The following is a 12,650-nucleotide window of genomic DNA, read 5'->3' as shown; positions in this document are numbered from 1 at the left end:
TTCATCGCCCTCGATTAGTGGCACTCACTCGTGAGTTTCCGGGAGGGTATTTATGTCTGCCGACGTGACCGAACAGAAGAAGGCGCTGCGTGAAGCGGCGCTGCATTTCCATCAGTTCCCCAAGCCCGGAAAGCTTGAGATTCAGGCGACCAAGCCGCTCGGCAACCAGCGCGACCTGTCGCTGGCCTATTCGCCTGGCGTGGCGGCCCCCTGCGAGGAGATCGCCGCCGATCCCGAGGCAGTGACCAAGTACACCTCGCGCGGCAACCTCGTGGCGGTGATCTCGAACGGCACCGCCGTGCTCGGGCTCGGCAATATCGGTGCATTGGCCAGTAAGCCGGTGATGGAGGGCAAGGCCGTGCTCTTCAAGAAGTTCGCCGGCATCGACGTGTTCGACATCGAGATCGACGAGACCGATCCGCAGAAATTCATCGAGGTGGTGCGGCCGCTCGAGCCGACCTTCGGCGGCATCAACCTCGAGGACATCAAGGCGCCCGAGTGCTTCGCCATCGAGGAAGCGCTGCGCGAGCGCATGAAGATCCCGGTGTTCCATGACGACCAGCACGGCACGGCGATCATCGTCGGCGCCGCGGTGCTGAACGGGCTGGAGCTCAGCGGCAAGAAAATCGAGGACGTGAAGATTTGCACCTCCGGGGCAGGGGCGGCGGCCATCGCCTGCCTCAACATTCTCGTCGCCTTGGGTGCAAAGCTCGAGAACATCTGGGTGGCCGATAAGGACGGGCTGCTGACTGACAAGCGCGACGACGTCAACGACAAGTGGCGCGGCCGCTTCTGCCGGCAGTCGAACGCCACGACGCTGGCCGAGGTGATCGACGGCGCCGACATCTTTCTCGGCCTTTCGGCGGCCGGCGCGCTGAAGCCCGAAATGCTTGAGAAGATGGGCCCGAACCCGCTGATCCTGGCGCTCGCCAACCCGAACCCCGAGATCATGCCCGAGGTGGCCAAGGAAATCCGCCCCGACGCCATGGTGTGCACCGGGCGCTCGGACTATCCCAACCAGGTCAACAACGTCCTCTGCTTCCCGTTCATCTTCCGCGGCGCGCTCGACGTCGGCGCCACCACCATCAACGAGGAGATGAAGCTGGCGGCGGCCCAGGCGATCGCCAAGCTGGCGCATGATCCGGGGCTGGAAGTCTCGCCCTCCGGCCAGCCGGCCGTGTATGGGCCCGAGCACATCATCCCGAACCCGTTCGACCAGCGGCTGATCCTCCGCATCGCGCCGGCCGTGGCGCGGGCGGCGATGGAGTCGGGCGTCGCCAAGCGCCCGATCACCGATTTCCAGGCCTATCACGACAGCCTCAACCGCTTCGTTTTCCGCTCGGGCCTCGTCATGAAGCCGGTGATCGACAAGGTGATCGGCCAGCAGAAGCGGGTGGCCTTTGCCGACGGCGAGGATGAGCGCGTGCTGCGCGCCGCGCAGGTGATGATCGAAGACCGCATGGCGCTGCCGATCCTGATCGGCCGCCCGCAGGTGATCGAGAGCCGGCTGCAGCGCTTCGGGCTGACCATCAAGCCGGGCCGTGACTTCGAGGTGGTGAACCCCGAGGACGATCCGCGCTATCGCGATTATGTCGAGCTGTTCCACTCGCTGGTCGGCCGCAACGGCGTGACCCCTGATATCGCCAAGACGATCGTCCGCACCAACACCACGGTGATCGCGGCGCTGTCGGTGAAGCGTGGCGATGCCGATGCCATGCTCTGCGGCTTCCAGGGCCGCTTCATCAAGCACGTGCGCGATATCCGCTCGATCATCGGGTTGCAGGATGGCGTAAAGGACGTCTCGGCGTTGTCGATGCTGATCATGCCGCGCGGCGTGTTCTTCCTCGCCGACACCTACGTCAACATGGACCCGACCCCCGACGAGCTGGTGGCGATCGCGCTGCAGGCGCGCGACCATCTCAGGCGCTTCAACATCGAGGCCAGGGCGGCGCTGCTCAGCTATTCGAACTTCGGCTCGCGTGACGGCGACACCGCCTACAAGATGCGCGAGGCCTACCAGAAGCTGAAGGCGGTGGCCCCGGGGATGATCGTCGAGGGCGAAATGCAGGGCGACCTGGCGCTCAACGAGGACCTGCGCAGCCGCTACATTCCGGACTCGGTGCTGAAGGGCGAGGCGAACCTTCTGCTGTTCCCCAACCTCGACAGCGCCAACCTGTCGATGACGCTGCTCAAGGAAATGAACAACGCGCTGGCGGTCGGGCCGATCCTGATGGGACCACGCGCCCCGGCCCACATCCTTGCCCCCTCGACCACCAGCCGCGGAATCGTCAATATGACGGCAATTGCCGCCAGCGAAGCGGTAGCGTTGGGGGAGAGGACCTGATGATCCGGCATACTGTCGTATTCAATTTGAAGCACGCCCACGGTTCATTGATGGAGAAGGCCTTTCTCCGTGACGCCATGGTGCTCAAGGAAATCCCAGGCGTGAAGAAATTCGAGCAGCTGCGACAGGTGTCCAAGAAGAACGACTACGAGTTCGGTTTCTCGATGGAGTTCGCCGATCAGGCCGCCTACACGGCCTACAACGAGCACCCCAAGCACGTGAAGTTCGTGCGGGAACGCTGGGACCGTGAGGTCGAGAAGTTCCTGGAGATCGACTACGAGGCGATCTGATCCTCGAAGCACGAGACCGTGTCACCGGCCTATTGGAACGCCGTCTCGGCAAAGCTCCTGAGCTTGCGCGAATGCAGCCGCTCCGGCGGCTGGTCGCGGAGGATTTCCATGGCGCGTAACCCGATCTGGAAGTGGCGGTTGACCTGGGTGCGGTAGAAGTCCGACGCCATACCGGGCAGCTTCAGCTCGCCGTGCAGCGGCTTGTCTGAGACGCACAACAGCGTGCCGTAGGGGACGCGGAAGCGGAAGCCGTTGGCGGCGATGGTGGCCGATTCCATATCCAGCGCGACGGCGCGGGATTGCGACAGCTGCCGGGTGATCTCGGCTTGGTCGCGCAGCTCCCAGTTGCGGTTATCGAAGGTCGCCACGGTGCCGGTGCGCATGATGCGCTTGGTCTCGATGCCCTCGAGATGGGTGATCTCGGCCACGGCCTTTTCAAGCGCCACCTGCACTTCCGCAAGCGCCGGGATCGGCACTGTCACCGGCAGGTCGGCATCGAGCACGTGGTCTTCGCGAAGGTAGGCGTGGGCGAGCACATAGTCGCCCAGTTCCTGCGAGTTGCGGAGGCCGGCGCAGTGGCCGAGCATGATCCAGGCATGCGGCCTGAGCACTGCGATGTGGTCGGTGATGGTCTTGGCGTTGGAGGGCCCGACGCCGATGTTGACGATGGTAATGCCGCGGTTGCGCGGCATGGTCAGGTGCAGCGCCGGCATTTGCGGGATGCGCGTGGCGCGCAGCCCCGAGGTGCCGCCGCCGAGCCGCTGGTTGAGCGTCACGAAGCCGCCGGGCTCGACGAAGCTGTCGTACTCGGGATGGCCTTCGAGCATGTAGCGCTCGGCCACGCGGGCGAACTCATCCATGTAGAAGCCGTAGTTCGTGAAGATCACGAAGTTCTGGAAATGCTCGGCCTCGGTACCGGTGTAGTGGCTGAGCCGCTGCAGCGAATAGTCGACGCGCGGTGCGGTGAAATGCGCCAGCGGATAGGGGCCGCCGGGCGGCGGCACGAACGTGCCGTTGGCGATCTCGTCGTCGGTATCCTGCAGGTCCGGCACATCGAACAGGTCGCGCAACGGAATCGGCAGGGCGTTGATCGCCTCGCCGTCGATCCGCTCGGTCGAGGGGATGGCGAAATGCAGCGGAATGCGGGTCGAGGATTCGCCGACCTCGATGGCGCCGCCGTGATTCCTGAGGATCACCTCGAACTGTTCGATCAGGTAATTCTTGAACAGATCAGGTGCGGTGATGGTGGTGCGATAGATACCCGGCGTATGCAGGTACCCATAGGGCAGGGTGCTGTCGGTCTTGCCATAGCTGCGCGAGGTGACCTGCACTTCCGGATAGAACGCCCGCACCCGGCCTTTGGGGACGCGGCCACGCGTCAGGCCGAGCAGCTGCTCGCGAATGAAACCGGTGTTGCGGTGGTAAATCTCGGCGACATAGGCCCAGGCGGCGTGCGGATCGGTGAACGCCTTTTGCGGGAGGCCCGGCGGGGTGATGGTGTCCATGGTCTTCTCGTTGGCAAGGCGATGCGAAGCACCGCTTTGCAGCCCATCCTTAGGGGCTTCTCGGCTGTTGGGCAATCGGCGCACCTTACGAGCTGTTCATGTTCTTCACCTTCCGGTGAAGGCACTTTTCATGCCGCAAAGGACACCCATCTTAGAGTGGAGTTCATCGGACTACTGCAAACGACCCATGCACCGGTGAACGCAGGAGAAGTTGCCCGCCGCTGCCCCCAAGCCCTCAACAGTGCGGCCGGCGCTTCTCAGGGCCACGAACCAGAAATGGTTCGTGGCCCTCTTATTTTGTGCCGATGACAGGGCGATGTCGGTGACACGCCGGCGATGTCAGTCGACGCGACGGGCAGTAATCTGCGTCGGGCGCTCGCTCGAAACCGACGGGGTGTAGGTGCAGCGCAGCGTCTGCAGCACCGGCAGGTCAGGAACGATGATCCGCGCGAGGAAGGCTGGCAGCAGGTTGCCGCCGCGGCAGGTCATGCGATCGGCGCTCCACGCCACACCATTGCCGCACGAGGTGCGCTTGAGCTGGATATTGATGTCACGGCCGCGGGCATTCCAGGTGAGGCGGCCGTCGCAACGCACACCGCCACCACGGACTGTGTAGGTGCCGCGCTGTTCCAGGCAGAAAGTCATGCGATAGGGGCCGTAGAGGCGCTGCTGCACCTGGTAGCAGCCGGTGAACAGGGCGCCGCCGGGTACGTCGGGCACGATCACCCGGGTCTCCATGTCCTGCGCGTAAGTCGGGGTGAAGCTGGCAAGTATGATGATGAGGCCGGCAACCACGCCGGCAAGATACCGAACGACGCTCATGAGGCTTTCTCCAATGCGCTGCCGGAGCTCGGCAACGTCCGCGGTGGCGAGGCTAACACCTTGAAACGGAGGACAATATGACCGACGCGCTCACATTGCTTCAATGCTTACCGAAGGGTTCGCGCGTCCACGCGTAGTATCGTCGCCTAGTTCGGCAGGCTGATGTCCTCGGGTGCTGAACGGTCGAATACCCGGATCGGGTTCACCTCACCATCGTAGGAAGCATCGACGTCATAGCTGACGAGCCGGTACTCACCGTCGGCCAGCGACCACACACCGGTACTCGAGGCGTCGCCGATGCCGCGCCAGTAAGCCGTGGCTGCGATGGTTCCCGACTTGGCGTCGACTTCCGCGTTAGTCACCAGAAAGCTGGCCGTCATGCCGGTGAGCTGGAGTTTCACCAGCTTGCCGTCGCCATCGCCGGCAGCTTCGTCGTAGGTCGGCTTGATGCTCGGTGAAGGCAGACTGAGGGGCTGCAGCCCGTCGATCTCGTCCCAGCCATAGAACACCGAACTGAGATTGTAGGCTCCGCCGTTGCAGTTGAACTGGTAGAGCCGGAACTTGCGCTCGGCGGCATCCGGCTCGTCGTAGCTGCCCTTGTAGGTCAGGTCGAACACCTGCGGTTCGGTGCCGCCATAGCCGCCGTCGATGGCTGCGTTGCAGGGCTCGGTGAAGGCGAGGGTGAACAGGCGGCGGACCAAAGCCGTGTCGGGAGGGGCCTCGGTCGCCGTGACCAGCTCGGTCGTCGGGACAAAGCTGTCGTAATCCTGGGCGCCGGCCTGGGCCAGTGCCGGCGATGTCACGGAAACCACGGCAAGCACGGTCAGCAGTCGGCGCATTTTCGAGCTCCTGTTGTGTGGGGACTATGTCAGCAGCCGGGAGGCGCCGCGAGAGGCCGTTACAAATTCGCTTCCGGCGTCAGCGGCTTGCCGCTATGTTTCGCCCCGCACGCGGGGAGGGATTATGCGTCTGCCGGTTTCAACCTCTGCACTGCTGATTGGTCTTCTCGTCGCCGGCCCATCCCTGGCGGCGGAGATGACCGATTCGGTGTTTCAGGTCACGTTCCGCTATGCCGGCGAGGACGAAGTGCTGAACGATACCGTTGTGCCGCTGCTGCCGGGAAACGCCTGCTACAACTGGTACGTGCGGCTGGCCGAGGGCACCGCGCCCAAGACCGCCACCGAAACCCTGAGTCTGCCGGTGCCGCTCGCGGATTGGGGCACGCTCTTGACCGACCCCGACGACGGCATCGACATTTCGGCCGACGGCAAGGTTGCGACCCGAACCTTTACTCCCGAACTCGACGGGGAGGGCTGGTTCAGCCACAGCTGGTGCGTTGCGCCTGGCGATCCGGTCGGCGCCCACTCGATCGCCATTGCGGTCGATGGCGATAAACTCGTTTCCTATGATTTCCAGGTGGTCCTGCCTGAGGACTATTACTGGCCTTCCATCGCCCAGCCCGAGCCGCGCGAGCGCAGCGTCGACCACAGCTGGTGATCCATCTGCCTACCAACCCCTGAGGACTGCCTATGTCGCTTTCCATGTACGCGATCACCGTGCCGGTGTTCACGCGCTACCTGAACAACCTCGACGCCATCCTGGTGAAGGCCGAGGTCAACGCCGCCGAGCGCAAGATCAAGCCGGAGGTGCTGGTGTCGTCGCGGCTGGCGCCCGACATGCACCCGCTGTCGTTCCAGGTGCAGTCGACCACCGACCGCATCAAGTTCACGCTGGCGCGGCTGACCGGTCGCACGCCGCCGAGCTGGGAAGACAACGAGACGACGCTGGCGGACCTGCGCGCCCGGCTGAAGAAAGCACTCGAGTTTGTTGCGACCTTCTCCGAGGCTGATCTCGCCGGCAGCGAGGGCAAGACGCTGACGCTGAAGGTGCGCGGCGAGGACACCCAGGTCCCGGCCATCGAGCACGTGACGCTCAACGCCGTGCCGCAGATCTTCTTCCACATCACCTCCGCCTACGCGATCCTGCGCCACAACGGCGTGCCGATCGGCAAGCGCGACTTCACCGGCGGCTGAGATAGGAGTAGGCGGTCGGCAGTCCGCAGTAGACGGGCAGGGCTTCTTCCGCCCAACTCTCCGACTGCCGACTGCCGACTGCCGACTGCCGACTGCCGACATCAGGAGTAGCGCTCTTCCTTCCACGGGTCGGCGTGGTTGTGATAGCCGCGCACTTCCCAGAAGCCCCGATGGTCGCGCTCCGCGAACTCGATGCGCTTGAGCCATTTCGGGCTCTTCCAGAAATAGAGGTGCGGCACCACCAGCCGTACCGGGCCGCCATGGTCGCGGCTGAGCGGCTCGTTCTCCCAGGTATGGGCGATCAGCGCGTCCTCGGAGGCGAAATCCTCGATCGCCATGTTGGTGGTGTAGCCGTCGTTTGAGGTGAACAGCACGAAGCGCGCTTCCGGCTTCACGCCAACCGCATCCATCAGCTGGTGCGTGGTGACACCCTTCCAGTGGTTATCGTAGCGCGACCAACTCGTGACGCAGTGGATATCGCTGAGCTTGTCGGCCTGCGGCTGCGCCATCAGGTCGTCGAACGACCAGGTCTGCGGCCGCTCGACCTCGCCTGCGATATCGAGGCGCCAGACCTCCTTGGAGACGTTCGGGGTCTGCCCGAGGTCGAGGATCGGCCAGTTCTTCACCAGGTGCTGGCCCGGCGGCAGGCGGGCATCTTCGGGCCGTGACAACTGCCCGGTGAGAAATTTGCCGAGTTCGGCCCAGCGCGACTTGGTCTTGGTGAGCTTGCTGTCTTCGGGGAGATCGTCGTCGCTGGACATGCTGGCCTCGTTTGCGTTGCTCAAGCTTCGCCGACCGGTGCGGCAAGTCAATGGACATTCCTGCGCCGGCGGCTCGTCGTCGCCTCATGTCCGATTATGGCCATCCTACCCATTGTGAGGCCCGGCAACGGTCCCCATGTTTTCCGGGATCGTTCAACATTGGAGAGTGAAGATGCTGAACCCCGAAGACCGCCGCGCCATCGAAGGCCTGTTCGATCGGCTTGCCGATGTCGAGCGCAGGAACCCTGAGCGCGATCCCGAGGCGCAGGACCTGATCGACCGTGAGATCGTCCGGCAGCCGGGCGCGCCGTACTACATGGCGCAGACCATTCTCGTGCAGCAGCACGCCCTCGAGGTCGCCGAGCGCCGCATCGCCGAGCTGGAAGGGGAAGCCGAGGAGCGCGGTCGCGGCGGAATGTTCGGCGGCCTGTTCTACGATGGGCGTGGCAGGCAGAACCGCTACGACGAGCGCCAGCCGGTGCAGCGTAATCGCAACCCATGGGATCGCCAGGACGATGCGGCCGACAATCGCTATCAGCGCGGCCAGGTGGGGCAGGGCGGCTTCCTTGCCGGCGCTGCGCAGACCGCGCTCGGCGTCGCCGGCGGTGTGCTGCTCGGCAGCGCCATTGGTTCGCTGTTCGGCGCTGGCGGCGCGCATGCTGCGGAGAGCCCGGCCAACGACCAGCCCGCCACTGACGCCGGTAACGATAATGTCAACGACCAGGATCAGGGCGCAGGCCAGGATGGCGGCGACCAGTCCGGCGGGGATTGGGGCGATTTCGGCGGTGGCGATGGCGGCGGCTTCGACATGGGTGGGGATTTCTGACGCAGCCCCATGGGGTTGCGGCGTCGGGGAATCGCTGGGCATGATCGCGGCCGATGACAGAACCGCATGTTGAGATCGACCTTTCGAAGGTAGACAAGGCCGAGGGAGCGGATCGCCTCTCGGCCATCCTTATGGCGATTGCTTCGGCGGAGGACCGAGACCGGATTTCCATCGGCGATCTGCTGGAAGCGCTGAAGCGGCGCGCGCTCGGCGCGCTGATGTTCATCTTTGCCATCATCACCGCACTGCCGATGCCGCCCGGTGTATCGGCGATCGTCGGTGCACCATTGGTGTTTCTCACCGCGCAGTTGATGCTGGGGATGAACGCCTGGCTGCCGCGCATCATCACCGATCGCTCGCTGAGCCGCGTCGATTTCCACCGCGTCATGAAAGCGGCTTCGCCCTGGCTGGCCCGCGCCGAAGGCATCATGAAGCCCCGTTTCGAGTTTCTCGCCAGGCGCCCGGCGGTCTACTTCGCCGGCTTCGTGGCGTTCGTCATGGCGTTGCTGGTGCTGCTGCCGATCCCGGGCGCCAACATGGCCCCGTCGATCGCCATCTGCATCATCGCCCTCGGTCTGCTCGAGCGCGACGGCATCTGGATCGTGCTGGGCGCCCTGGTGGGAATCGTCTCCACCGTGGTGGTCGCCGGCATCTACTGGGTGCTGATCACCTGGACGGTCAGTGTGGTGTTCAGCTTCTTCGGGCTCGGTGCAACGCCGCCGGTGCCGGTGCTCTAGAACGTTTCACCGTCGAGATGCGGCAGCGGGCGAGGCGGCTCAACGCCATCCGGCGAGGTACACTGTCTCGGCCCACCACCGACGTCATTCCCGCGCGGGCGGGAACCGAGTGGGATGCTGCGGCAACGGCTGAGGCTGAGAGAGCGCAGCTCAGGGGTGAAATGCTCAAGGGCACTCACCAATAGGCCAGCGCCGCGAACGGATCGTTGGTGAACGTGCCGGCTTTGCGCTTCTCGTAGAAATTGTTCCCGCCCGCTTCCAGCACATAGAACATGTTGTTGTACGAGAACCGGTAGCCGGCCGTGTGGAAATGCTTCACGTCGCGCGACAGCGTCGGGTGACGGGCGCCGCGCAGCACTCGGTCGGCAACGCCGTAAGCCATTGCCGCCGAGCGCTTCTCGGTCATCTTCTTGCTCAGCACGCCGGGAGCGAACTGGTTCTTCTGTCCCACCACGCCGCAGACCGACTGCGGGTAGCGTTTGTCGGCGACGCGATTCATCACCACCGTGCCGACCGCCAGCATGCCGTCTTCGCTGGAACGGTTGGATTCGAAATACATCGCGCGTGCCAGGCAATCGCGCGAGGAGAGGCCGCCGAGTGAGAAGGTGGCGCAGCCGGCGACGAGGCTCAACAACATCGGCGCCGCGAACAGCAGCTTGAGTGACCCTGCCAACGATGACTCCAGAACGCAAACACAACTAAGGAGCCGGGCTGACGCTGCCCGTGCTCCCTAGAATGCACGTGCCGGAGTTAAGAGTGCGTTGAGGATGTCAGCGCCGCCGGTTGCCCGACGCCATCACCAGGCTGACGAGGCAGGCGAGCCCGACCAGCGCCGCCATGGTCGGCGCCGGGTCGCGGCGCACGGCCTTGCCGGCCTTCCACGCCTGCTTGCCGAGTACCCGTGCGGCGACGGCGCCCTGGTGCAGCGCCTCGTCGGCGAAGTCGTGCGCCAGGTGGCTGACATCGTGCCGCGCGCCATTGCTGTAGCGGGCTAGTGCATTGGACAGGTGGCCAGCATCACGCGCCAGGCTCGCGAACTGGCGGCCGAAGCGTTCCTGGGCATCGTCGGTGAACTGGGACAGGTCGAAACCGCGGGAATGGGCCATGGCTGGAGCTCCTCTGTATGTGAGGCGCTAACGCGACAGTGGCTCTCGGGGTTCCGGAAACTGGGCGAGGGCAGGGCTACCGGTCGGTAGCGTCTTCCTGCCCTCTACTTAAGCTCGATAAATCTGAGCTCAATCCGTTAACGGGTGGTTAACGCCTGCCTGCCGGGACCACGGCGCGCCGGTAGAGATGCCAGGTGGCGTGGCCGAGCAGGGGCACCACGATGCTGAGGCCGACCAGCAGCGGAATCGTGCCGATGACCAGGAGCGCCGCGACGATCAAGCCCCAGGCCGCAACCTGCAGCGGGTTCTTGAGCGTCACCCGCAGCGAGGTCTGCACGGCGATGGCGGTGCCGAGGTCGCGATCGAGCAGCAGCGGGATCGAAACCACCATGGTCGAGAGCACGAAGGCCGCGAACACGAAGCCGATCAGATTGCCCCAAATCATCAGCTGCTGGCCCGCGGAGGTGGTGAGCACCTCGTTGACGAAGGCCATCAGCGTCGGAGGCGAGCCCGGGCCAAAGAACGATTCGTAGATGAACTGCGCGGTCATCAGCCAGACGGTGAAGACGATCAGCATCATTACGCCGAGCGCCGCGATCGAGGCGAAGGCCGGGGTCTTGAACACGTCGAAGGCGGCACGCCAATGCGTGTCGAGACCCTGCTCCTGCCGCCGGCTCATCTCGTAGATCGGCAGCGCCAGGAACGGGCCGACCAGCGCGAAGCCGGAGATCAACGGGAACAGCAATGGCCAGGAATTGTTGCCGGAGGTCCAGACGGCGAGCATGGCGCCGACCAGCGGATAGATCAGGCCCAGGAAGGCCAGGTGCGAGGGCCGTTGCCAGAAATCGCGCCAGCCTTCGGCGAGGGCGCCTGTGAGGTCGTCGAAGCCGATGCGGCGGACCTCGGGAACTTCGAGCCGTTCCGCATTGGTGAGCACGTGAAAGCCGACCATCTCCATCCTCCTCGAAATGGGGAGCCAGGACGGTCGCCGCTTGGCGTTTGCTACGCCCGGCGGTAACCGCCACTGCGTCTCGAACAACATCCTAGACCGGTTTTTCGATCCTGTCGAAGTAAGGCTTTCGTGTGCTCGGGTGAACGAAGCGTCGATTTCAAGGTGTTGAACGCGACAAAAAGCGCCCCTCAGCGGTTTGACCTGTCGGCCTCAATGCCCAAATGCATTGCAGCCACTAGGAAAAAGGGGGCCACGATGACAGGCAAGGAAGGTGCGAGGTTGCACCGGCAGTTCGACAGGATCGGCCGCGCCGTACCCGCTTCGACCGGCTTTCTCGCGTGGATCCGCAAGCCATCCTCGCGGATCGTGCGCATCCCGCTCGGTATCCTGCTGATTCTGGGCGGCGTGTTCAGCTTCCTGCCGCTGCTCGGGGTCTGGATGCTGCCGCTTGGCCTGTTCCTCCTGGCGCTCGATCTACCGTTCCTGCAGGGGCCGCTGAACCGCCTGAGCTTCTGGGTACAACGCAGGTGGACCAACTGGCAGCGCAGCCGGAAGAACAAGCAGCGCTAGAGCGCCTACTCCAGGGCGCCGGCAGCGATCGCTGCTTCCAGCAGGTCGACGGCATGCGCCAGCTTCTCGTCGACCACGTGCAGGTAGCGCTTCCAATCGTCGAGATGGCCCAACTCCTCGTCGCCGTCGGAGATGCCGCGCAGTGCGACGAGCGGTACCTTGAAGCGCTGGCAGGCCCGCAGCACGGCGTAGGTCTCCATATCCACCATGTCGGCGCTGATCTCTCGGTACGACGCCCCAGACACCACATTGGCGCCGGTCGAGAGCGTTGCCTTGGCGATGCCGGGCACGAACGGGCCGAGCGGCATTATTGCTGGCTGATCGAGCAGGGGGGTGACGCCGGGCTCGAAGCCGAGCGGCGAGGCATCCATGTCGCGATACCCAACTGAAGTCGCCTGATAGACCCCGGTCTGCTCCAGCTTCGCCGAGCCTGCCGAGCCCAATGACACCACCAGCGCCGGGAGCTTCCCTGCAGCATCCAGCTTGGCGAGGGCGTGAGTGACGACGATCGCCGCTTCCACTGGGCCCACTCCGGTCATCAGCGGCGTGATGCGTGACCTGAGGTGCGGGCCGTACTCGTTGTCGAGCGCCATGACATACAGGATGTCGGCCGCGCCGGGCGTGCGGGAAGCAAAGGGCATGAGGACTCGTCCGGATTTTCAGGCTGGGTCCGGAGGCGTAAGCTTGAAAAGCGGCTCATGCAA

General features: G+C 64.5%; 14 protein-coding genes and 1 pseudogene. 7 read left to right on the top strand and 8 right to left on the bottom strand.

Translation table 11 applies throughout. From position 1 onward, the window contains the following. Positions 1 to 52: 52 nt before the first annotated feature. Positions 53 to 2,344 (top strand): NADP-dependent malic enzyme, encoded by a 2,292-nt coding sequence (locus tag AC1ROK_RS10170; RefSeq protein ID WP_492846453.1) that lies wholly within the window; start codon positions 53 to 55, stop codon positions 2,342 to 2,344. Beyond that, positions 2,344 to 2,634, top strand: coding sequence for a Dabb family protein (locus tag AC1ROK_RS10165; protein ID WP_492846451.1), 291 nt, complete (start codon positions 2,344 to 2,346; stop codon positions 2,632 to 2,634). Before AC1ROK_RS10170 ends, AC1ROK_RS10165 begins: the two co-directional genes overlap by 1 nt. A gap of 29 nt (positions 2,635 to 2,663) precedes the next feature. Here AC1ROK_RS10165 and AC1ROK_RS10160 read toward each other — a convergent pair whose 3' ends face one another. The 3 genes from AC1ROK_RS10160 to AC1ROK_RS10150 all read right to left on the bottom strand — a co-directional run bounded on the left by AC1ROK_RS10160 (position 2,664) and on the right by AC1ROK_RS10150 (position 5,800). Continuing rightward, positions 2,664 to 4,139, bottom strand: coding sequence for an AMP nucleosidase (locus tag AC1ROK_RS10160; RefSeq protein ID WP_492846449.1), 1,476 nt, complete (start codon positions 4,137 to 4,139; stop codon positions 2,664 to 2,666). Positions 4,140 to 4,478: 339 nt separating this feature from the next. Further along, positions 4,479 to 4,961, bottom strand: coding sequence for a hypothetical protein (locus AC1ROK_RS10155; protein ID WP_492846446.1), 483 nt, complete (start codon positions 4,959 to 4,961; stop codon positions 4,479 to 4,481). Positions 4,962 to 5,107: 146 nt separating this feature from the next. After that, a complete protein-coding gene (locus tag AC1ROK_RS10150) occupies positions 5,108 to 5,800 on the bottom strand; it encodes a hypothetical protein (protein ID WP_492846444.1) in 693 nt (230 codons plus the stop codon). Positions 5,801 to 5,996: 196 nt separating this feature from the next. On the opposite strand from AC1ROK_RS10150, the gene AC1ROK_RS10145 reads away from it, so the two are divergent. Both AC1ROK_RS10145 and AC1ROK_RS10140 read left to right on the top strand, forming a co-directional pair. Then, complete coding sequence (locus AC1ROK_RS10145; RefSeq protein WP_492846442.1) at positions 5,997 to 6,458, top strand: PM0630 family protein; 462 nt, start codon at positions 5,997 to 5,999, stop codon at positions 6,456 to 6,458. 32 nt (positions 6,459 to 6,490) lie between these two features. After that, on the top strand, positions 6,491 to 6,994 hold the full coding sequence (locus AC1ROK_RS10140; RefSeq protein ID WP_492846440.1) for a DUF1993 domain-containing protein: 504 nt from the start codon (positions 6,491 to 6,493) through the stop codon (positions 6,992 to 6,994). Between the two features lie 101 nt (positions 6,995 to 7,095). On the opposite strand, the gene AC1ROK_RS10135 is transcribed toward AC1ROK_RS10140, so the two are convergent. Continuing rightward, the gene (locus tag AC1ROK_RS10135) at positions 7,096 to 7,755 is read right to left on the bottom strand and encodes a sulfite oxidase-like oxidoreductase (RefSeq protein ID WP_492846438.1); all 660 of its coding nucleotides are present in this window, start codon (positions 7,753 to 7,755) and stop codon (positions 7,096 to 7,098) included. Positions 7,756 to 7,927: 172 nt separating this feature from the next. Between AC1ROK_RS10135 and AC1ROK_RS10130 the strand changes: the two genes are divergently transcribed. After that, positions 7,928 to 8,581: a DUF2076 domain-containing protein gene (locus AC1ROK_RS10130; protein ID WP_492846436.1), complete on the top strand. Its 654-nt coding sequence runs from the start codon at positions 7,928 to 7,930 to the stop codon at positions 8,579 to 8,581. 53 nt (positions 8,582 to 8,634) lie between these two features. After that, the gene (locus AC1ROK_RS10125; RefSeq protein ID WP_492846434.1) at positions 8,635 to 9,318 is read left to right on the top strand and encodes an exopolysaccharide biosynthesis protein; all 684 of its coding nucleotides are present in this window, start codon (positions 8,635 to 8,637) and stop codon (positions 9,316 to 9,318) included. Between the two features lie 226 nt (positions 9,319 to 9,544). Here AC1ROK_RS10125 and AC1ROK_RS10120 read toward each other — a convergent pair. The 3 genes and pseudogenes from AC1ROK_RS10120 to AC1ROK_RS10110 form a co-directional block, all read right to left on the bottom strand. Beyond that, a pseudogene (locus AC1ROK_RS10120) lies at positions 9,545 to 9,955 on the bottom strand (cell wall hydrolase); the annotation flags it as partial. Positions 9,956 to 10,088: 133 nt separating this feature from the next. Further along, entirely contained in the window at positions 10,089 to 10,424 is a 336-nt protein-coding gene (locus AC1ROK_RS10115) for a hypothetical protein (RefSeq protein ID WP_492846432.1), read from the bottom strand. A gap of 148 nt (positions 10,425 to 10,572) precedes the next feature. Further along, on the bottom strand, positions 10,573 to 11,376 hold the full coding sequence (locus AC1ROK_RS10110) for a DUF2189 domain-containing protein (protein WP_492846430.1): 804 nt from the start codon (positions 11,374 to 11,376) through the stop codon (positions 10,573 to 10,575). A 255-nt stretch (positions 11,377 to 11,631) separates the two neighbouring features. Between AC1ROK_RS10110 and AC1ROK_RS10105 the strand changes: the two genes are divergently transcribed. Continuing rightward, positions 11,632 to 11,946 (top strand): hypothetical protein, encoded by a 315-nt coding sequence (locus AC1ROK_RS10105; protein ID WP_492846428.1) that lies wholly within the window; start codon positions 11,632 to 11,634, stop codon positions 11,944 to 11,946. 5 nt (positions 11,947 to 11,951) lie between these two features. Here AC1ROK_RS10105 and AC1ROK_RS10100 read toward each other — a convergent pair whose 3' ends face one another. Then, complete coding sequence (locus AC1ROK_RS10100) at positions 11,952 to 12,587, bottom strand: 5'-methylthioadenosine/S-adenosylhomocysteine nucleosidase (protein ID WP_492846426.1); 636 nt, start codon at positions 12,585 to 12,587, stop codon at positions 11,952 to 11,954. Between the last annotated feature and the right edge of the window lie 63 nt (positions 12,588 to 12,650).

The sequence above is a fragment of the Devosia sp. GW821-FHT12F11 genome (assembly GCF_058806655.1).
The sequence above is the reverse complement of the archived record's forward strand: the minus strand, read 5'-3'. Positions and strand labels throughout refer to the sequence as shown.

Excerpts from the sequence above, each read along its gene's own strand:
- AC1ROK_RS10170 (WP_492846453.1), top strand. The coding sequence starts at position 53 with ATGTCTGCCGACGTGACCGAACAGAAGAAGGCGCTGCGTGAAGCGGCG.
- AC1ROK_RS10165 (WP_492846451.1), top strand. The coding sequence starts at position 2,344 with ATGATCCGGCATACTGTCGTATTCAATTTGAAGCACGCCCACGGTTCA.
- AC1ROK_RS10160 (WP_492846449.1), bottom strand. The coding sequence starts at position 4,139 with ATGGACACCATCACCCCGCCGGGCCTCCCGCAAAAGGCGTTCACCGAT.
- AC1ROK_RS10155 (WP_492846446.1), bottom strand. The coding sequence starts at position 4,961 with ATGAGCGTCGTTCGGTATCTTGCCGGCGTGGTTGCCGGCCTCATCATC.
- AC1ROK_RS10150 (WP_492846444.1), bottom strand. The coding sequence starts at position 5,800 with ATGCGCCGACTGCTGACCGTGCTTGCCGTGGTTTCCGTGACATCGCCG.
- AC1ROK_RS10145 (WP_492846442.1), top strand. The coding sequence starts at position 5,997 with ATGACCGATTCGGTGTTTCAGGTCACGTTCCGCTATGCCGGCGAGGAC.
- AC1ROK_RS10140 (WP_492846440.1), top strand. The coding sequence starts at position 6,491 with ATGTCGCTTTCCATGTACGCGATCACCGTGCCGGTGTTCACGCGCTAC.
- AC1ROK_RS10135 (WP_492846438.1), bottom strand. The coding sequence starts at position 7,755 with ATGTCCAGCGACGACGATCTCCCCGAAGACAGCAAGCTCACCAAGACC.
- AC1ROK_RS10130 (WP_492846436.1), top strand. The coding sequence starts at position 7,928 with ATGCTGAACCCCGAAGACCGCCGCGCCATCGAAGGCCTGTTCGATCGG.
- AC1ROK_RS10125 (WP_492846434.1), top strand. The coding sequence starts at position 8,635 with ATGACAGAACCGCATGTTGAGATCGACCTTTCGAAGGTAGACAAGGCC.
- AC1ROK_RS10115 (WP_492846432.1), bottom strand. The coding sequence starts at position 10,424 with ATGGCCCATTCCCGCGGTTTCGACCTGTCCCAGTTCACCGACGATGCC.
- AC1ROK_RS10110 (WP_492846430.1), bottom strand. The coding sequence starts at position 11,376 with ATGGTCGGCTTTCACGTGCTCACCAATGCGGAACGGCTCGAAGTTCCC.
- AC1ROK_RS10105 (WP_492846428.1), top strand. The coding sequence starts at position 11,632 with ATGACAGGCAAGGAAGGTGCGAGGTTGCACCGGCAGTTCGACAGGATC.
- AC1ROK_RS10100 (WP_492846426.1), bottom strand. The coding sequence starts at position 12,587 with ATGCCCTTTGCTTCCCGCACGCCCGGCGCGGCCGACATCCTGTATGTC.